The sequence below is a fragment of the Bacteroides gallinarum DSM 18171 = JCM 13658 genome, assembly GCF_000374365.1.
In the GTDB taxonomy this organism is placed as follows: Bacteria; Bacteroidota; Bacteroidia; order Bacteroidales; family Bacteroidaceae; genus Bacteroides; species Bacteroides gallinarum.
On sequence record NZ_KB894115.1, the window covers coordinates 1 to 21,063 of the forward strand.

19 protein-coding genes are annotated in these 21,063 nt (G+C 53.3%); 14 read left to right on the top strand and 5 right to left on the bottom strand.

The annotated features are described in order from the left end of the window. Positions 1-228 precede the first annotated feature (228 nt). Both C233_RS0100005 and C233_RS0100010 read right to left on the bottom strand, forming a co-directional pair. Positions 229-1,584: a sulfatase family protein gene (locus C233_RS0100005; protein WP_018665549.1), complete on the bottom strand. Its 1,356-nt coding sequence runs from the start codon at positions 1,582-1,584 to the stop codon at positions 229-231. Positions 1,585-1,605: 21 nt separating this feature from the next. Further along, the gene (locus C233_RS0100010) at positions 1,606-4,698 is read right to left on the bottom strand and encodes a chondroitinase family polysaccharide lyase (protein ID WP_026314672.1); all 3,093 of its coding nucleotides are present in this window, start codon (positions 4,696-4,698) and stop codon (positions 1,606-1,608) included. Positions 4,699-4,789: 91 nt separating this feature from the next. On the opposite strand from C233_RS0100010, the gene C233_RS25135 reads away from it, so the two are divergent. Next, complete coding sequence (locus tag C233_RS25135) at positions 4,790-5,077, top strand: hypothetical protein (RefSeq protein ID WP_025068879.1); 288 nt, start codon at positions 4,790-4,792, stop codon at positions 5,075-5,077. Here C233_RS25135 and C233_RS23970 read toward each other — a convergent pair. Then, a complete protein-coding gene (locus C233_RS23970) occupies positions 5,040-5,207 on the bottom strand; it encodes a DUF2851 family protein (protein ID WP_128081929.1) in 168 nt (55 codons plus the stop codon). The genes C233_RS25135 and C233_RS23970 overlap by 38 nt on opposite strands. A gap of 96 nt (positions 5,208-5,303) precedes the next feature. Here C233_RS23970 and dapB point away from each other — a divergent pair, with 96 nt between their 5' ends. The 8 genes from dapB (at position 5,304) to C233_RS0100055 (ending at position 13,190) form a co-directional block, all read left to right on the top strand. After that, positions 5,304-6,068, top strand: a complete 765-nt coding sequence (gene dapB, locus C233_RS0100020) for a 4-hydroxy-tetrahydrodipicolinate reductase (RefSeq protein ID WP_018665552.1) — start codon at positions 5,304-5,306, stop codon at positions 6,066-6,068. A gap of 6 nt (positions 6,069-6,074) precedes the next feature. Then, positions 6,075-7,565, top strand: coding sequence for a S26 family signal peptidase (locus C233_RS0100025; RefSeq protein ID WP_018665553.1), 1,491 nt, complete (start codon positions 6,075-6,077; stop codon positions 7,563-7,565). Positions 7,566-7,578: 13 nt separating this feature from the next. After that, positions 7,579-8,517, top strand: coding sequence for a S26 family signal peptidase (locus C233_RS0100030; RefSeq protein WP_026314673.1), 939 nt, complete (start codon positions 7,579-7,581; stop codon positions 8,515-8,517). 41 nt (positions 8,518-8,558) lie between these two features. Continuing rightward, positions 8,559-9,191, top strand: coding sequence for a WbqC family protein (locus tag C233_RS0100035; RefSeq protein ID WP_018665557.1), 633 nt, complete (start codon positions 8,559-8,561; stop codon positions 9,189-9,191). 141 nt (positions 9,192-9,332) lie between these two features. After that, positions 9,333-10,142: an SDR family oxidoreductase gene (locus tag C233_RS0100040; RefSeq protein ID WP_018665560.1), complete on the top strand. Its 810-nt coding sequence runs from the start codon at positions 9,333-9,335 to the stop codon at positions 10,140-10,142. Positions 10,143-10,188: 46 nt separating this feature from the next. Beyond that, on the top strand, positions 10,189-11,361 hold the full coding sequence (gene uxuA / locus C233_RS0100045) for a mannonate dehydratase (protein ID WP_018665561.1): 1,173 nt from the start codon (positions 10,189-10,191) through the stop codon (positions 11,359-11,361). Positions 11,362-11,395: 34 nt separating this feature from the next. Then, entirely contained in the window at positions 11,396-12,580 is a 1,185-nt protein-coding gene (locus C233_RS0100050) for a DUF5009 domain-containing protein (RefSeq protein ID WP_026314674.1), read from the top strand. Positions 12,581-12,593: 13 nt separating this feature from the next. Further along, positions 12,594-13,190 (top strand): epoxyqueuosine reductase QueH, encoded by a 597-nt coding sequence (locus tag C233_RS0100055; RefSeq protein ID WP_018665563.1) that lies wholly within the window; start codon positions 12,594-12,596, stop codon positions 13,188-13,190. A gap of 288 nt (positions 13,191-13,478) precedes the next feature. Here the strand turns inward: C233_RS0100055 and C233_RS0100060 are convergent, their stop codons facing one another. Continuing rightward, positions 13,479-14,729 carry a M16 family metallopeptidase gene (locus tag C233_RS0100060; protein WP_018665564.1) on the bottom strand — a complete coding sequence of 417 codons (1,251 nt, stop codon included), beginning with the start codon at positions 14,727-14,729 and terminating at the stop codon, positions 13,479-13,481. A gap of 110 nt (positions 14,730-14,839) precedes the next feature. Between C233_RS0100060 and C233_RS0100065 the strand changes: the two genes are divergently transcribed. The 5 genes from C233_RS0100065 to C233_RS0100085 all read left to right on the top strand — a co-directional run bounded on the left by C233_RS0100065 (position 14,840) and on the right by C233_RS0100085 (position 20,266). Next, positions 14,840-15,445 carry an SIS domain-containing protein gene (locus C233_RS0100065; RefSeq protein ID WP_018665565.1) on the top strand — a complete coding sequence of 202 codons (606 nt, stop codon included), beginning with the start codon at positions 14,840-14,842 and terminating at the stop codon, positions 15,443-15,445. Beyond that, positions 15,433-16,380 carry a carbohydrate kinase family protein gene (locus C233_RS0100070; protein ID WP_018665566.1) on the top strand — a complete coding sequence of 316 codons (948 nt, stop codon included), beginning with the start codon at positions 15,433-15,435 and terminating at the stop codon, positions 16,378-16,380. The genes C233_RS0100065 and C233_RS0100070 overlap by 13 nt, the downstream gene beginning before the upstream one ends. 103 nt (positions 16,381-16,483) lie before the next feature. Further along, positions 16,484-17,545: a tyrosine-protein phosphatase gene (locus tag C233_RS0100075; RefSeq protein WP_018665567.1), complete on the top strand. Its 1,062-nt coding sequence runs from the start codon at positions 16,484-16,486 to the stop codon at positions 17,543-17,545. A gap of 122 nt (positions 17,546-17,667) precedes the next feature. Beyond that, entirely contained in the window at positions 17,668-19,608 is a 1,941-nt protein-coding gene (locus C233_RS0100080; RefSeq protein WP_018665568.1) for a DEAD/DEAH box helicase, read from the top strand. Between the two features lie 88 nt (positions 19,609-19,696). Then, a complete protein-coding gene (locus C233_RS0100085) occupies positions 19,697-20,266 on the top strand; it encodes a YdeI/OmpD-associated family protein (protein WP_025068878.1) in 570 nt (189 codons plus the stop codon). A gap of 256 nt (positions 20,267-20,522) precedes the next feature. On the opposite strand, the gene C233_RS0100095 is transcribed toward C233_RS0100085, so the two are convergent. Beyond that, on the bottom strand, positions 20,523-21,011 hold the full coding sequence (locus C233_RS0100095) for a Dps family protein (protein WP_018665571.1): 489 nt from the start codon (positions 21,009-21,011) through the stop codon (positions 20,523-20,525). Positions 21,012-21,063 lie beyond the last annotated feature (52 nt).

Consider the following 21,063-nt stretch of genomic DNA (forward strand, 5'->3'; position numbering starts at 1 on the left):
AAGATTGTGTGAGAAATTACAGGAATAGGACTATAAAAATGGCATATGAAGTGAGTATGCTCTATCATCTTCATATGCCATCTTGATTTTTAGGGACATTTACTGAATATCCCTAAACTGATATTTAAAAGAAAGAATCCTCTTGTCTTTAGCCGTACAACAGAGTAAACTACGGCTAAAACAAGAGGATTCTTGGTTATGGCTTATAGATTATAAATAAGGATAGAATCACATTTCCGGAATCAGATGCACCTCCGGACGTATCTGAGCCACCCGATGCAGCTTCATCCATTCATTCAGCCAGGCACGATGTTGCACAAGGATTTCCCGGTACTTCTTCTCTATGGCTAAATTCCGCATTTCTCCACGGTCATTCACCATATCATAAAGCTGTTCGCGATAAAGCCCCTTATCATACAATACATACTTGTAATGCGAAGTACGCAAAGCCCAGCCACGGGTAACACCTTTATCGAAGGTAGTCTCAGTAACCACATAAGGCTGATGTGCCTGCTCCGTATCGGCATTCTCGGCTAAAGACCTAAAGGAGACGCCATGCAAACCTTCGGGAAGGGAAATACCCGCCCAGTCGCATACAGAGGCAAAGAAATCGACCCCTTCGTTAATAAGCTGGGGCATCTCCCTACCGGCATTCTTCTTACCGGGCAGGGTCACTATCAGGGGAATATTCACCACCTCTTCATACAGAGCCGATTTCTGGTTCCAATGATGTGCTCCCACACCGTCGCCGTGGTCGCTCGTAAAGATAACGACCGTGTTCTTCCACAAACCCTGCCTGTCGATAGCATCTACAACCTTGCCAATCTCGGCATCCACCTTTTCCACCAGGCGGAAATAGAGGCTACGATACCGGCGCCAGTCATCGGGAGAATAATGGCGCGTGGGATAAGCCGAATAATTCGATTCCTGCTCATAGCCTATCACATCGGCATCATAAGGATTGCGGGCAAAGTTCGCAGGCAATCCCGGCCACTCATCCTGAGGTAACTCGGGCAAATTGCCGAACGGCAGATTCTGGCTGCGCGCATATTCGCAGATATTATGAGGATTGTCGAAGCTTACCACAAGAAAGAAAGGCCGGGTATGTTCCCGTTCGAGGAAAGCGACGGAAGCCTCGGCCAACCCATTATCATTATGCGGATGAATGGCGGCAAACCCAAACTCCTTATCAGGTATGGAAGGAGTATGTACATGCCATTTCCCGGCGTAGGCACATTCGTAACCGGCACGCTGCATCAGCCACCCTAAACTGGCGGTACGCACAGAGTCGGGCATAGGCACATTGTTCCGGGAAAGACCGATTTCATGGGAAGTATATCCCGTAAACATAGACGCCCTGGAAGGCCCGCTCAAAGGAGCGGAACAATACGCATTTCGAAACAAGACCCCCGCTTGTGCCAGGCGGTCCATATTCGGAGTATGCAAATCCGTATTCCCCATGCAGCTCATGGCAGAAGCCGTCTGCTGGTCGGTTACGATATAAATGATGTTCGGCAACTCCTTTGCCCCCAGCAAGGAAGGAGCAAAGGCCGCTGCACACAACATGGCATTCTTCAGTTCCATGATAAAATGTTATATTAAGATTTACTTACGCAATAACTCCACATCGAAACTTGCCGCATCCCTGCACGTAAAACGCAGCACGGTCTGCTTCTTATCCGCCGAAACGAGCTTGCAGTACGGCGTTTCCGCCACCTGCCAGCAACCCTTCAACGTAACGGTTACAGGAATCTCCCCGCTATCGTTATCAATCCACGGACGGGAGTAAATACTCCGTTCAATCCGTTTGCCGTTCTTATCGAAAGCCTCGTCGCTCGGACCGCGGTACAGTGCCAAATCCGGTTGGGCAACCGTCAGCAGCAGCTTCTCCTTATCCTCACGAATCATTACCAGGCAGGAAGTATCCGCCTTCTGCAACAAACCGTCTGCGGGAAGCGCCTGCGGAGTCTCGAACAAAACATACGAAGTGAGGTTATCCGTCAGAGAACGGACAATATGAGCGTTACGGTCTTGCTGGAGCACCTTATAAGCAGGCTTCTTTGCAAACGCTTCCAAAGCGGCGGCATCCGTATGAGGCAGTACGGCATATTCGTACGAAGCACCCTTCGGAGCCTTGCCGTGCTGCAAGGTCAAAGAAACCCAGTCGCCCGAAGTAGGCTTCGTGCTACGTTCGCCTACTGTAACCTGCGGGAAATTCTTCTCGTATTTCGCATCCGCCATAGAAGCCTCGGAGAGATAATACCCTACCCCGTTCGGGTCGATATAAGTCCGTCCGTCGCTCTTGTAGGCATCCCAATATCCACGGTTTTCGGGAGTAACCGCCGCCAACTGGAATACCGTCGTCTCCGTGGGAAACTCCGCGTTCGTATTTTCGATATCCGTACCCAGACACACAATCGTACCGTCGAAGAAGTGGAAAGACTTGCGGGCGCGATGCGAGCCGTTGTACTTGTCGTGCTCGTGCAGCTTCATTCCGAAATTACCGTTCAGGCGCGCCTGGGATAATCCGCCGGCAAACGCCTCGTCGGAATAAAGCATCTCCTCCATACCGGAGAAAACATCCACGTTCAACACCCTGGCACGCAACTGCTCGAAAGGCAGATGAATACTCGTCACACCCGGAATACGGTTCCAGTCGAAACCGTTCTCCTGCCAGCCGCCGGTAGCAAAAGTCACCATTTCATCGGGTTTTCCCGTCAATATTTGCATACTGCCGTGTGCCAGGTAGCGGCCGTAGAAATTGGCAGGAAGATAATGCTCCGCAGCCCACAGATAACGGGAATGCCCACGCACCACAGCCGCCCAGTTATCCCGGCGCTGTACGGAAACACAACCGTAACCCAAGGCAAGGTTACCCTGCGGGTCGGGTTCGGGGCGGAAGCCCTGAGCCTCGAGCAACTTCTTCATTTCCAGTTCCTGCCGGGTAGAAGCCTTCGGCAGATAATCGGGCGCATCCTTGTCCGGCGTACCGGCGTGAGCCACCAGGCGCAGGTAAGCAGCCGCCATTTCGGCATCGTATTTCTGCTTGCCGTCCGGTGTACCGGCAATAGCCATAGTAGCATACTGGATAGGAATCAACTCCCCTTTGCCGTTGGGGTGACGTCCGGACATAGAAAGCGGCCATTGTTTCAAGTTGCAGTAGAAACGCATGGTAAGCAACACATTCTTCACTGTTTCATGCGCCAGCTCGGACAACCTGAACTCCGTTCCGCTCAACAGATAAATCGTGCTTGTAGCACCGTCCAGACCACCTACCGCATAAGCAGGATAATTGTTGCGGTGATGAAAGCAGGCTCCGTCTTTCTTGAAAGAACCCGCCAGCCCCAATGCCGGGCGGCAACCATAATCCAGCCAACGGGAGAAAGAGCGCAGGTATTGCAACTTCTCCGGAGTATCCTCCATTATCAGGATACTGGCAATACGCCCTTGCAGTTTAGTATTGAAGGTATCTATGTCGATACCGGTTACCGTAGGCTTAGGATATACCTCGTTGGTAATGGCATACCAGTTCAGCGTACGCACGGCATCTTCCAGCTTGCCCGCCTCGCGCAACACATCCTTCATAAGGAAATAAGACACGAAAAGACCGCGCATGCTGTAACCATAGTGGTGTATATTCCCCCAGCAACTGCCGTAGGCAACACCCTGGTCGGTGATATGGTCGTACAAGGCAAGGAATTTCTGTTTCAGCTCGTCCTTCACAGCAACGGAAGTATCCGGAACATTGTAGTAAGCTATGGCGATGCGCTTCATCAGGTTGAAGTATTCGCTCATTTCCATGCCCAGCTTGGTAAACATATCCTTGTCCCACTGAGGTATCATACGCTCGTAAGCCTCTGCCTGGCGAACCATGAAAATAGGCAATCCGCTTACCTTTCCATTCTTATAGGTAATCTTGTAGAAATCGTATTTCTTACGGATACTCTTCAACTCCTTGTCCGTAAACTCGGAAGGCGTGTAAATCATATCCCTGAAACGCTTCTCTATCATCTGCATTTCCTGCTTCTGCGCTTCGCTGACGGGAGTCAAGGCAATATCCGGTTTCAGCAAAGAATTTTCGTAGATAACGAGCCAGTGGTTGGTAGTTCCCTTATTGACGAAAGGAACCTGCACGTCGGCAGTCTGCTGGCGGGCATCCACCTTGCTGGCGGGTATGATATGGTCCAGGAACAGCTTGCCTTCGACATCGGGGGCAACAATACGGATTTCGTCCATTCCCTCCTCCGGCGTACCCTCCATATCGCGTTCGTAACACACCCACGCCGCACGCCAGCCAGTAAAATTGATGCCGAACGGGAAAGAAGTACACCTCTTTCCGTCTTTCAGGAACTCGAACCTTATCTTCTTGTCCTGCGCCTGCTCATTGTACACCCATACGATAAAAGCGGAAAGATACGTATCCTTCCCGGTAGGGTCCTTCTTCTCGAACCCCAAATCCTTCTTGATAGAGAGCACGGCGCCCGGCTCGAACGTCCAGCTCAGGCTCTGCACACCGTCTTTATAATGTTCTCCACTGATATCCAGGCGGGAACCCGTTCCCGAGATAAACGCCGGAACCTGCCGGTCTTCAAAAGAAAGCAGTTTTTCATTCTTCACTACCTGGGCTTCCGCATCCGCCGGCAGCAAAGTACCGAGGAGCATCCCCACTCCCATTGTCCATTTACTAAATTGCATCATGTCTATTCATTTAAGGTTATCTATACCGCTTACAAAGAAAACCCACTTTCGGAGAAAAGAGGAGCATAAATCGTACAGAAGAGGTCTAAAAATGTTACAACCTTTCCCCGCAAGGCGCGGATTCTCCCCTCAGGCATTCATGCCCGAAGCGGCAGTACAGACACTCCTTCCTGTTGCAGTATCCCCTTTGAAGCCGGAGCAAGACCTGCGAACCCGCCGCCGTATAAACGGACAACCCCGCCTGCCCCAAGAAGAATGCCTTCATCTGGAAAAGATTGTCCCGGTGCTTGTCTACCGCACGGAAAGGCAAACCCCGCCCACCCGCAGCACGCCGCCTATCTTCAGTTTTGCGTTAAAGAAGCCGGAAGTTTTGCGTTAAAGAAACCGGAACCTGCATCCGCATTCGGCAAGCCGGGCTCTATCACCCCGACCGGCTGTCCGGAAGCCGTCCGGAACAGTGTCAAAGGAAATATCCTATACTTCCGGACGTAACGCAGCAATCGTTCCATTGTTAACAAGACGTTAATGTTGTGCGCGAATGTAAGAAAAAGATTACCTTTGCGACATATAGTTCGTTGATAAACTGAATAAAAACCAAATAAACAATGAAAATAGCATTAATCGGTTACGGAAAAATGGGCAAGGAAATCGAGAAGATTGCCCTGAGCCGCGGACACGAAATTGTCAGCATCATCGATATCGACAACCAGGAAGATTTCGAGTCGGCCGCATTCAAGAGCGCCGACGTCGCCATAGAATTTACGAATCCCATGGTAGCCTACAACAACTACATGAAAGCCTTCAAAGCCGGCGTCAAGCTGGTTTCGGGCAGCACGGGCTGGCTGGAGGAGCATGGCGAAGAAGTAAGGAAACTCTGCACCGAAGGCGGTAAAACCCTGTTCTGGTCGTCCAACTTCAGCCTGGGAGTAGCCATTTTCTCAGCCGTCAACAAATACCTGGCAAAGATTATGAACCAGTTCCCCGCATACGACGTAACGATGAGCGAAACGCACCACGTACACAAGCTGGACGCCCCGAGCGGAACCGCCATTACCCTTGCCGAAGGCATCCTAGAAAACCTCGACCGCAAGAGCCGCTGGGTAAAAGGAACTTTGCAGGCGCCGGACGGAACAGTATCGGGCTCCGCCGGATGCGCCGCCGACGAACTGCCCGTCAACTCCGTCCGCGAAGGAGAAGTTCCGGGCATCCACAGCATCCGCTACGACTCCGAGGCAGACAGCATCACCATTACCCACGACGCCAAGAACCGCAGCGGCTTCGCCTTAGGCGCCGTACTCGCTGCCGAATACACCGCCGGCAAGCACGGTTTCTTAGGCATGAGCGATTTATTTCCATTTTTAAAAGACTGACACATTATGAGAAAAGCAACACGCGCCCAATGGATTAAGTTCGGTATCATCACCCTGCTCTACCTCCTTTTCCTCGTCTGGGTAAGAAGCTGGTGGGGACTGGTTGTCGTTCCCTTCATATTCGACATCTACATCAGCAAGAAGATACCCTGGGGCTTCTGGAAGAAATCCAAGAACCCCGCAGTACGCAGCATCATGAGCTGGGTAGACGCCATTGTATTCGCCCTGGTAGCGGTTTACTTCGTGAACATCTACATATTCCAGAACTACCAGATACCGTCGTCCTCGCTGGAGAAATCATTGCTGGTGGGCGACTTCCTGTACGTAAGCAAAATGAGCTACGGGCCGCGCGTACCCAATACGCCGCTCTCCATGCCGCTGGCACAGCACACCCTGCCGGTGTTCAACACCAAATCGTACATCGAATGGCCGCAGTGGAAATACAAACGCGTACCCGGTTTCGGAAAAGTGAAACTGAACGACATCGTAGTATTCAACTTCCCTGCCGGCGACACGGTAGCACTCAACAGGCAGCAAGAAGACTTTTACAGCCTTGCCTACCGGGAAGGACAGCGCATATACCCCAATAAAATCAATATGGACAGCCTCAGCCGTGACCAGCAGCGCACGGTCTACGACCTCTACTACAATGCCGGCCGCAACCTGATACGTACCAACCCGCAAATGTACGGCGAAGTCGTGGTACGCCCCGTAGACCGCCGCGAGAACTACGTGAAACGCTGTGTAGGCCTGCCGGGAGACACCCTGCAAATCAAGGACACCCAAGTCTATATCGACGGGAAAGCCATTAAGAACCCGGAGGAGATGCAGCTCAACTACTTCGTACAGACCACCGGCCCGTACATACCGGAGGACATGTTCCGCGAGCTGGGCATCAGCAACGACGACCAGATACTGATGACCGACGATTTCGGCTACGAGGAAGGCCTCGTGCAAATGGGGTTAGACCGCCGCGACGCCCAGGGCAGGCTGACTCCCGTCTACCACCTGCCGCTCACCCGGAAAATGTACGACACGCTCACCGGCAACAAGAAACTGATAAGCCGCATCGTCATGGAACCGGAAAGCCTCTCAGGGCAGATGTACCCGCAAAACCTCTATACAAAATGGACGCGGGACAACTACGGCCCTATCTGGATACCGGAAAAAGGCGCCACCATAACCCTGACCAAAGACAACCTGCCGGTTTACGAACGCTGCATCACAGCCTACGAAGGCAATACGCTGGAACAAAAACCGGACGGCATCTACATCAACGGGCAAAAGACAGATAGCTACACCTTCAAGCTGGATTACTACTGGATGATGGGCGACAACCGCCACAACTCGCTCGACTCCCGTTACTGGGGCTTCGTTCCCGAAGACCATGTAGTGGGCAAGCCTATCGTCGTATGGCTGTCGCTGGACAAAGACCGCGGCTGGTTCGACGGTAAAATCCGCTGGAACCGAATCTTCAAATGGGTGCATAACGATTAACGATTAGCGGCCGATGCGAAGAAGGAACTGGCAGATTGCAGCTACCGTAACAGGAGTGGTGCTCACGATAGCACTACTCCGGGGCTGTGTTGCAACCTCCTATTCGATTCCTTCTTCGGGCATGGAAAACTCCCTGTACCGCGGCGAACGCATCCTGGTAAACAAATGGAGCTACGGGCTGCGGCTCCCCTTCATGCGCCTATGGGGTTACTGCCGCTGGGCAGACAAGCCCGTACGCAAGGACGACATTCTCGTGTTCAACAACCCCGCCAACCTCTCCCGGACAACCGCCGACCGGAGAGAAGTATTCATCGGCCGCTGCCTGGGAGTGCCGGGAGACACGCTATTGGTAGACTCCCTTTTCGCCGTAATCCCCTCGGAGAAGAACGCCCCCGACCAGAAATTCCTTTACATGTATCCCCGGCAAAAGGAAAAACAACTGGATTCGCTGCTTGCAATCCTTTCTATCCGCTCCAACCCCCTGCTGGGGCAAGACACGGCGAAAAGCGTGCGCAGTTTCAGCAGATACGAATACTACCTGCTGGAGCAAGCCTTAGGCAACGGCAACTGGATACAGCCCGCCCACCCCGCCGACTCCGCCCAAGCGCTGAAACCGCTCATTATCCCCGGCAAGGGAAAAGCCGTGCGCGTATATCCCTGGAACATGGCCCTGCTGCGTAATACGCTGGTACTGCACGAAAAGAAACGGGCGGAAATCAAGAACGACACATTATACATAGAAGGACAGCCCGCGCAGTACTGCTGCTTTACGAAAGACTATTACTGGGTGGGAGCCGACAACCCCACCAACCTCTCGGACTCCCGCCTGTTCGGTCTCGTACCCAAAGACCACATCATCGGAAAGGCAGCCGTGATATGGTTCTCCAAAGAGCAGGGAACAGGACTTTTCAGCGGCTACCGCCGGGAGCGGATGTGGAAAAAAGTACGATAACCCCTCCCCCTTCGATTTTTAATCCCAAATCCCCAATCAAAATGACCGTCTACCTATCTTCCGCTTACCTGGCGCCCGTCGAGTACTACACCAAGTTGCTGGCATACGACCGGGTGTACATCGAACAGCACGACCACTATGCCAAGCAAACCTACCGCAACCGCTGCACCATTGCCGCGCCGGACGGCGAGCTTGCCCTTTCCATTCCCACAGTCAAACCCGGCACACCCAAATGCCCGGTGCGCGACATCCGCATCTCCGACCACGGCAACTGGCGCCACCTGCACTGGAACGCTATCGAATCCGCCTACAACCATACGCCCTTCTTCGAATACTACAAGGACGACTTCCGCCCCTTCTACGAAAAGAAATACGAGTTCCTTGCCGATTTCAACGAAGAACTCTGCCATTTGGTCTGCTCGCTGGCAGACATACAGCCCGTTATGGAACGCACCTCCGAATACAAGACGGAGTTCGCCCCCGGCGAGGCAGACTTCCGCGAGCGCATTCACCCCAAAAAAGACTTCCGCCTGGAAGACCCCGATTTCTTTCCGCAGCCCTACTACCAGGTATTCCGGGAACGGCTCGGATTTCTGCCCAACCTCAGCATCATCGACTTACTGTTCAACATGGGGCCGGAAAGCCTGCTGATATTGCAACAAAGCAACCGGTAAGCCCGCCCCGCCGCCACCTGATACGAATCATATAATTTCCGATATGCTTTCGATAGTAAAAAAATAATTAATTCCCTATCTTTGCAATACAAACCCAAAAGAAATACACATCCATATATTAATTAACTAATCAAATAAATCATGAAAAACTTATTCGACATCAAAGGCAAAGTAATCGTCATTACAGGCGGTTGCGGCATCCTGGGGAAAAACATCGCCGGCTACCTGGCAGAGCAAGGAGCTAAAATCGTAATCTTAGACCGCATGGAAGAAGCCGGCAGAGAGCTGGAAGCCGAGCTCAACCGGAAGTCCGAAGCCCTGTTCCTCGTAACCGACGTACTGGACAAAGCGATATTGGAAGAAAACAAGAAAGCCATTCTCGAACGTTTCGGCACTATCGACGTACTGCTGAACGCCGCAGGCGGCAATATGCCGGGCGCCACCATTGCCCCGGACAAAACCGTGCTCGACCTGGATGTGGAGGCATTCCGCAAAGTGGTAGACCTGAACCTCTTCGGCACGGTACTCCCCACCATGGTATTCGTAGATGTCATGGCGAAGAACAAGAAAGGCGCTATCGTCAACTTCTGTTCCGAGTCCGCCCTCCGTCCGCTGACACGCGTGGTAGGCTACGGCTCCGCCAAAGCCGCTATCGGCAACTACACACGCTACATGGCAACCGAGCTTGCCACGAAATTCAGCCCCGAACTCCGCGTAAACGCCATTGTACCGGGCTTCCTGCTGACCAACCAGAACCGCGCCCTGCTCACCAATCCCGACGGCTCGTACACAGACCGCGCAAAGACTATCATCGCCCATACGCCGTGCGGCCGTTTCGCCGAACCGGAAGAACTGTTCGGAACTATCCACTACCTCATCAGCGACGCTTCCAGCTTCGTAACCGGAGCACTCTCGGTAGTAGACGGCGGCTTCGACGCCTTCTCCATTTAATGAAAACAAAACACATGTATAACCCATAAACCGATACGATTACACTATGATACTTTGTGAACAAACCTGGCGCTGGTACGGTCCCAACGACCCTGTCAGCCTGTGGGACATCAAGCAGGCCGGAGCTACCGGCATCGTGAACGCCCTGCACCACATCCCCAACGGCGAGGTGTGGACGGTAGAAGAAATCATGAAACGCAAGGAGATGATAGAAGCCGTAGGGCTGCGCTGGTCTGTCGTGGAGAGCGTACCCGTACACGAGCATATCAAGACCCAGACCGGAGACTTCCAGCGCTACATAGACAACTATAAGGAAAGCCTCCGCAACCTCGGCAAATGCGGCGTAAACATCGTTACGTACAACTTCATGCCCGTACTGGACTGGACGCGCACCGACCTTGCCTACGAACTGCCCGACGGCAGCCGCGCCCTGCGCTTCGAGCGTGCCGCCTTCATCGCCTTCGACCTCTTCCTGCTGAAACGTCCCGGTGCGGAAGCCGACTATACCGACGAGGAAAAGGCCAAGGCCAAAGCCCGCTTCGAACAGATGACGGACGACGACAAGCAGCAGCTTGTACGCAATATGATTGCCGGCCTGCCCGGTTCGGAGGAGAGCTTCACGCTGGAGCAGTTCCAGAAAGAGCTCGACCGCTATAAGGACATCACCCCCGAAAAGCTCCGCTCCAACCTGATTTACTTCCTCAGCGAAATATGCCCCGTTGCCGACCAAGCCGGCGTCGAGCTGGTAATCCACCCGGACGACCCGCCCTGCTCTATCCTCGGCCTGCCGCGCATCATGAGCTGCGGAGCCGATTTCCAGGCTTTAATCGACGCCGTTCCCAATAAGAGCAACGGCCTGTGCCTGTGCACCGGCTCGCTGGGCGTAAGCAGCGCCAATGACTGCGCCGCCCTGATGAAGCAGTTCGGCGACCGCATTAACTTCGTACACCTGCGCAGTACGCAACGCGACGAAGAAGGTAACTTCTACGAAGCCAACCACCTGGAAGGCAACGTAGACATGTACCACGTAATGAAAGCCTTCCTCGAGCTGCAACAGCGCCGCAAAGTCTCCATTCCGATGCGCCCCGACCACGGACATCAAATGGTGGACGACCTGAAGAAGAAAACCAATCCGGGCTACTCCTGCATCGGCCGCCTCAGAGGGCTGGCAGAACTAAGAGGACTGGAAATGGGAATCGCCAAATCGTTGTTCGAATAAGGCGATTCCTCCCCTAACCCCCAAGCATAGCGTTATGAAAAGCCCAGCACCCCAACGGATAGCCGCAGTCGATGTGTTCCGCGCACTTACCATGTTCCTCATGTTATTCGTGAACGACATCCCCGGGTTGAAAGACATACCCCACTGGCTGATGCACGCCGGCGCCGACGAGGATATGTTAGGATTCTCCGACACCATATTCCCCGCCTTCCTGTTCTGCATGGGCATGTCCGTGCCCCTTGCCATACAGAGCCGCTACCAAAAGGGAGACAGCACCGTGCAGGTTATCGCACACATATCCCGGCGCACGGTGGCACTCGTTGCAATGGGGCTGTTCTCGCTCAACAGCGGCGGCATCGAAGGCGGGCTTCCGCACGCCTGGTTCACTATCCTCATGGTAGCCGGTTTCTTCCTTACCTGGGGAGTATATCCCAATGCCGAAGGGACTAAAAAAGCCCTTTTCACCGCAATGAAAGTGGCGGGCGTGGTGCTGCTTGCCGCTCTGGTAATCTATAAGGATATCCACGGCAAGCCGTTCCATACAGGCTGGTGGGGCATCCTCGGGCTTATCGGCTGGACGTATGCCGTATGCGCCGGCATCTACCTGTTTACCCGCGAGAGCCTGCGCAAAAATGCAGCCGTATGGTTCGCGGTAATCGTCCTCGCCGTAACCGCCCATTCCGGCCTTATCCCGGAGGAGTACGGCAGCCGTGTCGTACTGCTGCCCTTCATCCCGAGCGACTGGACGCTGCACGCATTCGGCATGTCGGGGCTGCTCACTTCCCTGCTGATGCAACGCTATGCCGACCGCGAGCACCCCGGCAAGTTCATCGGCATGCTCTGCATCCTCGGCGCCGGTATGCTGGTACTCGCACTGGTTTCGCACCCGTACTGGATTATCTCCAAGATACAGGCCACCCCGACCTGGCTGTTTTACTGCCTCGCCGCCTTCTTCCCGCTATTCGGCTTCTTTTACTGGCTGACGGATGTAAAGGGGCAAGCCGGACGGTTCCGCCTTATCAAACCCGCAGGCACGGCAACGCTTACCTGCTACATCCTTCCTTACATAGCATACGCCGTCCAGCAGCTATCGGGCTGGACTTACCCGGAAGTGCTGGGCGGCGGTGTGCCGGGACTGCTCAAATCGCTCGTTTTCTCGCTTATCATCGTGCAGTTGACGGGACTGTTAGTGAAAGGCAAGATAAAACTGAAAGTTTAACGTAATCGTCCATATGCTGAAAATTCAGGCTCCCAACGGTGAAAACAGGGTTTTACTGCACTCCTGCTGCGCTCCCTGCTCCTCTGCTATCATAGAATGTATGCTGGCAAACGGCATCCGGCCTACTGTGTTCTACTGCAACCCCAACATCTATCCGCAAGAAGAATACGAGATAAGGAAGCAGGAAGCTATCCGTTTCGTAACGTCCCAAAACCTCGATTTCATCGACGCCGATTACGACTACACCCGTTGGCGGAATGCGGTACAGGGGTTGGAAAACGAACCGGAGCGCGGCAGCCGCTGCCTGCAATGCTTCACTCTGCGTCTGACGGAGACGGCACGCTATGCCGCCGGACACGGTTTCTCCGTTTTCACCACCACCCTGGCATCGTCGCGCTGGAAAAGCCTCGACCAGATAAACGAGGCGGGACGGCGGGCGGCAGCCCTTTATCCCGGAACGGTGTTCTGGGAGCAGAACTGGCGGAAAGGCGGGCTGCAAGACCGCCGCAACCAGCTCCTCAAGGAGTACGGCTTCTACAACCAACTGTATTGCGGATGCGAGTTCAGCCGGAAGCGGCTGGAACGCCCCGAAGAAGATAAGCGGACGTAAGGCGTCTTTAGCCGCGGGCTATCCTAAAAACAAGCGGCAGAGTTGCCTGGAAGAATTCGTTAGACAACTGTCATTCTTTCGTTAGACAGTTGTCTAACGAAACGGCAACGGCTGTCTAACGGAAGGGCAACAGCCGTCTAACGAATTAAAACCTGCGGAGAAGCGGCATAATACTCCCTGCCGCGGTATCTGGTTTATGCAGCGGAGGGAGGTTAGCGGATAAAGGAGGAGGCTACCGGATAAAGAAGCTACCGGACAATGGAGAAGGCTACCGGATAGAGGAAGGGGTTACCGGGCGTAAATAAGCGTAGAGAGGTAATCTTCCGCAAACATCTCGTTCGCCACTTCCAGCAGGATTTCGGGGGTAAGCTGTTCGATACGGCGGAACACCGCCTCGGAAGTTTCGTATTTGCCGTAATGCAGGAAAGTCTTCGCCATGCCGAGCGCATTGTTCTCGTTGTTGTCCGACGCCACGCCTATCTGCCCGATAAGCTGCTTCTTGGCGGCGGCAAGCTGGGAGGAGGTCATCTTGACATCGCGCAGGCGTTTCAGCTCCTTATGCACCAGACGGGTACAGAGGGCGGCATCCTCGGGGTCGCAACCGAAATAAATGCAGAACGTCCCGGTATCGGTATAGGAGGTCAGGTTGGACTCTACGTTATACACCAACCCGCGGCGCTCGCGCAGGGACACGTTGAGCCGGCTGTTCATGCCCGGTCCGCCCAGAACGTTATTGAGCAGGTAAAGCGCCGTGCGCTTGTCCTCGTAGGCATTGTAGCCGCGGCTGCCTATCATGACATGCGCCTGGTGGGTGTCCTTGTGTAGAACCAGGTTCCCGGGGACATACAAAGGAGGCGGCGTACGGCGGTTATCCACCGCCACGGCGGGAATATCCGCCAACAGCTTCTCCGCCCAACGCACCACTTGCCTGAAATCCACATTGCCCAGGACGAAGAAAACCATGTTGCCGGGGTGGTAGAAGCGGGCGGTAAAGGCGGCGGCGTCCCCGCTGCGGAACTTCTTCAACTGCTCCGGATTGCCGAGGATATTACGCCCCAGGGGATGCCCCCGGAAGATTAAATCCTCGAAATCATCGAAAATCAGCTCGGAGGGATTATCTTCGTAGGACTGTATCTCGTCTATGATGACCTCCGTTTCCTTCTCGATTTCACGCTGCGGAAAGGTGGAATGGAATACAATATCCGCCAGCAGTTCGAAGGCTCGTCCGAAGTGTTCGGTAAGGAAGGCGGAGTAAATCACGGTTTCTTCCTTGTTGGTGTAAGCGTTCAGGTCGCCGCCCACGTTTTCCATGCGGTTCAGGATATGCCACGCCTTGCGTTTCGCGGTTCCCTTAAAAATAAGGTGCTCTACGAAATGCGCCATACCCTGCTCGTTTTCAAGCTCGTCGCGCGTGCCGGCATCTACCGCAAAGCCGCAGTATGCCACCTTCGACAGGGAGGGCTCGTGGATGATGCGCAACCCGTTGGGCAGTGTATGCAGATGATAGTGCGGCGGTATTTCGGATGTTAATTTCTTCATTCTTACGTTCCAAACAATTTGCGGGCACAAAAATACAATAAAACTTATTGCCGTTTATGGAAAATTACGGATATTTGCGGACTTATAATTCATAAATAGAAATTGAGACAATGATAGCATCCATTCAAGAGCTTTTGCAGAAAGAGGCACAGGCCGTATTGAATATCCCTGTAACGGACGCCTACGAGAAAGCGGTAGAGCTTATCGTAGAACAGGTACACCGCAAAAAAGGGAAACTGGTGACTTCCGGTATGGGCAAGGCAGGACAAATAGCTATGAATATTGCTACTACCTTTTGCTCGACAGGCATTCCGTCCGTGTTTCTGCATCCCAGCGAGGCGCAGCACGGAGACTTGGGCATCTTGCAGGAAAACGACCTGCTGCTGCTTATTTCCAACTCGGGCAAGACGCGCGAAATCGTAGAGCTGACGCAACTGGCTCACAACCTGAACCCGCACCTGAAATTCATTGTCATCACCGGAAACCCGGACAGCCCGCTGGCACAGGAGTCGGATGTATGCCTCAGTACAGGCAGCCCCAAGGAGGTGTGCATACTGGGTATGACCCCTACCACTTCCACGACGGTCATGACCGTTATCGGCGATATCCTGGTGGTACAGACCATGCAGAGAACCGGATTTACCATTGAGGACTACTCCAAGCGGCATCACGGCGGCTACCTCGGAGAAAAATCGAGACTGTTATGCGTAAAGTAATCGGCATCGGAGAAACGATACTGGACATCATCTTCCGCGGCGAACAGCCCTCGGCGGCGGTTCCGGGCGGGTCGGTGTTCAACGGCATCGTTTCGCTGGGGCGCACGGGTGTCCCTATCCGCTTCATCAGCGAAACGGGTAACGACCGCGTGGGCAACATCATCCTCCGGTTCATGCGCGACAACCGCATCCCGACGGAGCACGTCAACGTATTTCCCGACGGCAAATCGCCCGTATCGCTGGCTTTCCTGAACGACGACAGCGATGCCGAATACATCTTCTACAAGGACTATCCCAGGCAACGCCTGGACGTAGTATATCCCGAGCTGGAAAAAGACGACATCGTAGTTATCGGCTCTTACTACGCGCTGAACCCGGTGCTGCGCGAAAAGGTGCTGGAGCTACTCGACCGGGCACGCGAGAAGAAGGCTATCGTGTATTACGACCCCAATTTCCGCTCTTCGCACAAGGAAGAGGCTATCAGGCTGGCGCCTACTATCATCGAGAACCTGGAGTATGCCGACATCGTACGCGGCTCACAGGAGGACTTCTTCTATATGTACAACCTGCGCGATGCGGACAAGATATACAGGGACAAGATAAAATTCTACTGCCCCAACTTCCTGTGCACGGCAGGGGCGGAGAAGATTACGCTCCGCACCGGCTCCGTATCCAAGGAATACGGCATACCGCCGCTGGATGCCGTCAGCACTATCGGGGCGGGCGATAACTTCAATGCGGGCATCATCTACGGCCTGCTGAAACTCGACGTGCGCTACGACGACCTGAATACGGTAGGCGAGGCGGAGTGGGACGAAATCGTCCGCTACGGCATGGAGTTCGCCGCAGAGGTATGCCGGAGTTACAGCAACTCGGTGTCGGAGGAGTTTGCAGAGAGATACAGATACCGGCAGGAGCCGCCGGCATCTACCTAAAAATAAATTATCATTTAAAAATTATAAAACCTTCGTACCCGCTGCACCACCTGCAACGAAAAAGCATATATTTGCTGTAAACCACTTAGCGTGTTTACGAATTATGTACAAGAATCTGTTGAACTTGTTTGCCCTGGCAGTATTGCTTCCTTCTTGCGGCGGCACGGCTCCCCGCATATCCGTCGTATGCGAAGAGAACAATGTAGGAAACTGCATCGTCAAATGGGAAATGGCTCCTCTTATTAAGGGAGACGTAAAAGTATATGCTTCGACCGACCCCGACTGCATTCCGGAGGATATTCCCGTAGCCACAGCGGATATTTCGGACTTGAAGACGACTATCATCACCAACGACCCTACCAAGCGCTATTACTACACCTTGCTGTTCGGCGATAAGTACCGTGTAAAAATCGCCGCGCGTAATGTCAATATCCCCGGCATACAGAACTTCCGCGACCTGGGCGGCTATCCTTCCTATGCCGCCAGGAAACAGACGCACTGGGGGATGATTTACCGGTCGGCGGAGATAGACAGCCTGGAATGCTGCTCGCGCAAGGAGCTCGAGAACCTCGGCATCAGGACGCTCATCGACTTGCGGTCGCCCTCGGAGATAAACCGGCAACCGCCGTTGCAAAAGGGGTTCAACGTGGTGCATATCCCCCTTGCCACCGGAGACATGGAAGATGTGCTGAGGGGAATACGGGAGGGAAAGATTAGAAGCGATACCGTGTACCGCATGGTCGAGCAGATGAACCGGGACCTGATAAGCAAGTACACGAAGGAATACCGGCAGATATTCGACATCCTGCTAGACGAGGACAGCTATCCGGTAGTTATCCACTGCTCCTCCGGCAAAGGGCGCACGGGCGTCGTATCGGCGTTGGTACTCGCCGCGCTGGGTGTAAACGAGGACATCATCATGGAGGATTACCGGCTGAGCAACGACTACTTCAACATTCCGAGCGCCTCCAAGTACGCCTACCGGCTGCCGGCACGCTCGCAGGAGGCTATCACCACGCTGTTCTCGGCACGCGAGGATTTCCTGAACGCCGCCAAAGACGAGGCGGAACGCAGATACGGCGACATCGACACTTACCTGAAAAAAGGAGTCGGGTTGAGCAAGGAGGAGATAAAGAGGCTGCGGAGTATCCTGCTCGCCTCGTAGCCGTTTGCCGCCGATATTGCGGCAAACAGCATGCGGGCGTCAATAAATCGTTCATAACTCATGACTTATAACTAAAAAAGTCTTATCTTTGCGCCCGAAATATAAAGATATACAAAGATTTAATGAAGACATTTGAAGAGCTCGGTGTGTCGCCGGAGATACGCCGCGCCATTGAAGAAATGGGATATGAGTGTCCCATGCCGGTACAAGAGGAAGTAATCCCTTACCTTTTGGGAGAAAATAACGATGTAGTAGCACTGGCACAAACAGGAACAGGAAAAACCGCAGCGTTCGGCCTGCCGCTTATACAGCAAATCAACGTAGACAACCGCATTCCCCAATCGCTTATTCTTTGCCCCACCCGCGAACTCTGCCTGCAGATTGCGGGCGACCTGAACGATTATTCCAAGTACATCGACGGCCTGCGGGTATTGCCCGTGTACGGCGGTTCGTCTATCGACAGCCAGATACGCGCCCTGAAACGGGGCGTACATATCATTGTGGCAACTCCCGGCCGCCTGCTGGACCTCATGGAGCGCAAAACCGTCTCTCTCTCCACTATCCAGAACGTGGTTATGGACGAGGCGGACGAGATGCTGAACATGGGATTTACGGACAGCATCAACGCCATTCTCGCGGATGTGCCGCAGGAGCGTAACACGCTGCTGTTCTCCGCCACCATGAGCCCCGAGATAGCCCGCATCTCCAAGAAATACCTGCACAACGCAAAGGAAATCACTATCGGCCGCAAGAACGAAGGCACGAGCAACGTAAAGCACGTAGTGTTCACCGTACATGCCAAAGACAAATATGCCGCTCTGAAACGTATCGTAGACTATTATCCGCAGATATACGGCATCATCTTCTGCCGCACCCGCAAGGAAACGCAGGAGATTGCCGACAAGCTGATGCAGGAAGGTTACAATGCCGACTCCCTGCACGGCGAGCTGAGCCAGGCGCAACGCGATACCGTAATGCAGAAATTCCGCATACGCAACCTGCAACTCCTGGTGGCTACCGACGTAGCCGCACGCGGCCTGGACGTGGACGACCTTACCCACGTTATCAACTACGGCTTGCCCGACGACACGGAAAGCTACACCCACCGCAGCGGCCGTACGGGACGCGCCGGGAAAACGGGTACGTCCATTGCTATCATCAACCTGCGCGAGAAAGGCAAGATGCGCGATATAGAACGTATCATCGGCAAGAAGTTCATCCAGGGAGAGATGCCTACCGGCAAGCAAATCTGCGAGAAGCAGTTGCTGAAAGTCATCGACGAGCTCGAAAAGGTGAAGGTAAACGAGGAAGAGATAAGCGACTTCATGCCCGATATTTACCGCAAGCTGGACTGGCTGAGCAAGGAAGACCTGATTAAACGCATGGTTTCCCACGAGTTCAACCGGTTCCTGGACTATTACCGCAACCGCGAGGAGATAGAAACCGCCACCGGCAGCGAACGCGGCGAGCGCAGTGCAAGAGGCGGCGAACGCAGCAGCAGTTCCCGTCAGGCGGCAGCGGGTTTCAAGCGCCTGTTCATCAACCTCGGCAAAATGGATAATTTCTTCCCCAACGAGCTGATTAGTCTCCTGAACAGCAACACCCGCGGACGTGTCGAGTTAGGACGCATCGACCTGATGCAGAAATTCTCTTTCTTCGAGGTGGAGGAAAAGGAGGCCGGCAACGTGGTGAAAGCCCTGAACCGCGCCAGTTGGAACGGCCGCAAGGTTTCCGTGGAATTTGCCGGCGAGGAAGGGAAAGATGCCCCGAAAGGGAAGCGCAGAAGCGAAGGCGGCTACGGCAAGAAAGAGTTCGACGGCAAGAAACGCAGCCCGAAGGACGACCGCCGCAGCGAATCTGCCGGCAAACGTAGCGACAAGCCCGGATATGCAACCGCCGACAAGAAAAAGAGCAAGCCCAGCCGCGAAGAACGGGGTTATACCCAGGCACGCGGCAAGAAAGACGACTGGAAGCAGTTCTTCCAGGACAGCAGCGATTTCAAGGACTCCGAACCCGATTTCAGCGAGGAAGGCTGGGCAAGGCGTACACCGAAGAAAAAGTGATAGGTCTTATTCCATAAGACCGATGCCGGGACGTGATGCCGAAAACAAAGCTATCAACGTATGATAGAAACAGAGTTATTAACGTATGATGAAAACAGAGGGCAAAATAATGTATTTCGAAACGCGGGAAGACTGGAGAGAATGGTTGAACCGCAATTTCGATACTGTCGGGGAGATATGGTTCGTGTTTCCCAATAAGTCGTCGGACAAGAAAGGGGTCTTGTACAACGATGCCGTAGAGGAAGCTCTCTGTTTCGGTTGGATTGACAGTACGGTAAAATCGCTCGACAAGGAACATAAAATACAGCGTTTCACGCCCAGAAATCCCCAAAGTACCTATTCGCAAGCCAACAAGGAAAGGCTCAAATGGTTATTGGAAAATAAAATGATACACCCCGTACTCGAAGACAAGATACGGAATATCGTGTCCCAACCTTTCACCTTTCCCAGCGACATAATAGGCAGGCTGAAGGAGGACGGGGAAGTATGGGAAAACTACTGGCGGTTTTCCGAACCGTACAAGCGAATCCGGATTGCGTACATCGAAGCGGCAAGGAACCGCCCCGAAGAATTCCAAAAGCGGCTGCGCCATTTCATCGGCAAGACGAAAGAGAATAAGATGATAGAGGGTTTCGGTGGAATAAAGAAATACTATTAGAAAGGAAAAGCCGTATCAGCTCTACTTTTCAGCAATAAAAAAACGTATCGGCTCTGCTTTTTGGCAATAAAAAGAACCGTATCGACTCTATTTCTGAAGTGCACCACAAAAGTTAGACATAAAACTTTTGGGATGCACTTCATTCTGAGTAATGATACGGTTCTTTTATCTTTACCGGTTACAACCTGTAACTTTTTCAGAGTGTCCGTCTTAGCTTCGGCACACTCTTTCCTATCGCTTTTCCGCTCCTTATCTTCTATTTCTTGCAACTTCCGCTGCTGAAAGCAACGAGCATCCAGACCATTTTTTCCTGCTCTTTCAGGTAGCCGGTCATCAGGTCGGCGGTTGCATCGTCACCGGCTTCATTGGCAAGTTCAATCACTTTTCTCTCTTCGCCGATAAGGTAGCTGTAAGTTTCAAGGATATGGTCTACAGCCTCGCTGCCGCAGGTAACGCCGGAAATTTCTTTCACTTGCGCAACCTTGAGGTACTCGCTGAACTTGTTCTCCGGCGTACCGCCCAGCATCAGGATGCGTTCGGCAATCTCGTCCACCTTTTCTGCGGCATCGTTATACATATCTTCGAACTTGCCGTGCAAAACGAAGAATCCGTGTCCTTTAATCTCCCAGTGGAAACCGCGCAAATTGGTGTAATGTACCTGGAAATCGGCCAATAACCGGTGCAATGCCGATACTACGCCGGCAACTTTCTTTTCATTCAAATGTAGGTAATCTAAAGTTTTCATAATCTTTCTATTTTAAAAGTCCATACTGTTTTTCTTTCGTTTTTATTGCAAA

Coding starts and splice junctions, on each gene's coding strand:
- C233_RS0100035 (WP_018665557.1), top strand. CDS start 8,559: ATGACCGTCTACCTATCTTCCGCTTACCTGGCGCCCGTCGAGTACTAC.
- C233_RS0100040 (WP_018665560.1), top strand. CDS start 9,333: ATGAAAAACTTATTCGACATCAAAGGCAAAGTAATCGTCATTACAGGC.
- C233_RS0100060 (WP_018665564.1), bottom strand. CDS start 14,729: ATGAAGAAATTAACATCCGAAATACCGCCGCACTATCATCTGCATACA.
- C233_RS0100010 (WP_026314672.1), bottom strand. CDS start 4,698: ATGATGCAATTTAGTAAATGGACAATGGGAGTGGGGATGCTCCTCGGT.
- C233_RS23970 (WP_128081929.1), bottom strand. CDS start 5,207: ATGGAACGATTGCTGCGTTACGTCCGGAAGTATAGGATATTTCCTTTG.
- C233_RS0100070 (WP_018665566.1), top strand. CDS start 15,433: ATGCGTAAAGTAATCGGCATCGGAGAAACGATACTGGACATCATCTTC.
- C233_RS0100085 (WP_025068878.1), top strand. CDS start 19,697: ATGAAAACAGAGGGCAAAATAATGTATTTCGAAACGCGGGAAGACTGG.
- uxuA (WP_018665561.1), top strand. CDS start 10,189: ATGATACTTTGTGAACAAACCTGGCGCTGGTACGGTCCCAACGACCCT.
- C233_RS0100065 (WP_018665565.1), top strand. CDS start 14,840: ATGATAGCATCCATTCAAGAGCTTTTGCAGAAAGAGGCACAGGCCGTA.
- C233_RS0100055 (WP_018665563.1), top strand. CDS start 12,594: ATGCTGAAAATTCAGGCTCCCAACGGTGAAAACAGGGTTTTACTGCAC.
- dapB (WP_018665552.1), top strand. CDS start 5,304: ATGAAAATAGCATTAATCGGTTACGGAAAAATGGGCAAGGAAATCGAG.
- C233_RS0100080 (WP_018665568.1), top strand. CDS start 17,668: ATGAAGACATTTGAAGAGCTCGGTGTGTCGCCGGAGATACGCCGCGCC.
- C233_RS0100075 (WP_018665567.1), top strand. CDS start 16,484: ATGTACAAGAATCTGTTGAACTTGTTTGCCCTGGCAGTATTGCTTCCT.
- C233_RS0100030 (WP_026314673.1), top strand. CDS start 7,579: ATGCGAAGAAGGAACTGGCAGATTGCAGCTACCGTAACAGGAGTGGTG.
- C233_RS0100005 (WP_018665549.1), bottom strand. CDS start 1,584: ATGGAACTGAAGAATGCCATGTTGTGTGCAGCGGCCTTTGCTCCTTCC.
- C233_RS0100025 (WP_018665553.1), top strand. CDS start 6,075: ATGAGAAAAGCAACACGCGCCCAATGGATTAAGTTCGGTATCATCACC.
- C233_RS25135 (WP_025068879.1), top strand. CDS start 4,790: ATGTTACAACCTTTCCCCGCAAGGCGCGGATTCTCCCCTCAGGCATTC.
- C233_RS0100095 (WP_018665571.1), bottom strand. CDS start 21,011: ATGAAAACTTTAGATTACCTACATTTGAATGAAAAGAAAGTTGCCGGC.
- C233_RS0100050 (WP_026314674.1), top strand. CDS start 11,396: ATGAAAAGCCCAGCACCCCAACGGATAGCCGCAGTCGATGTGTTCCGC.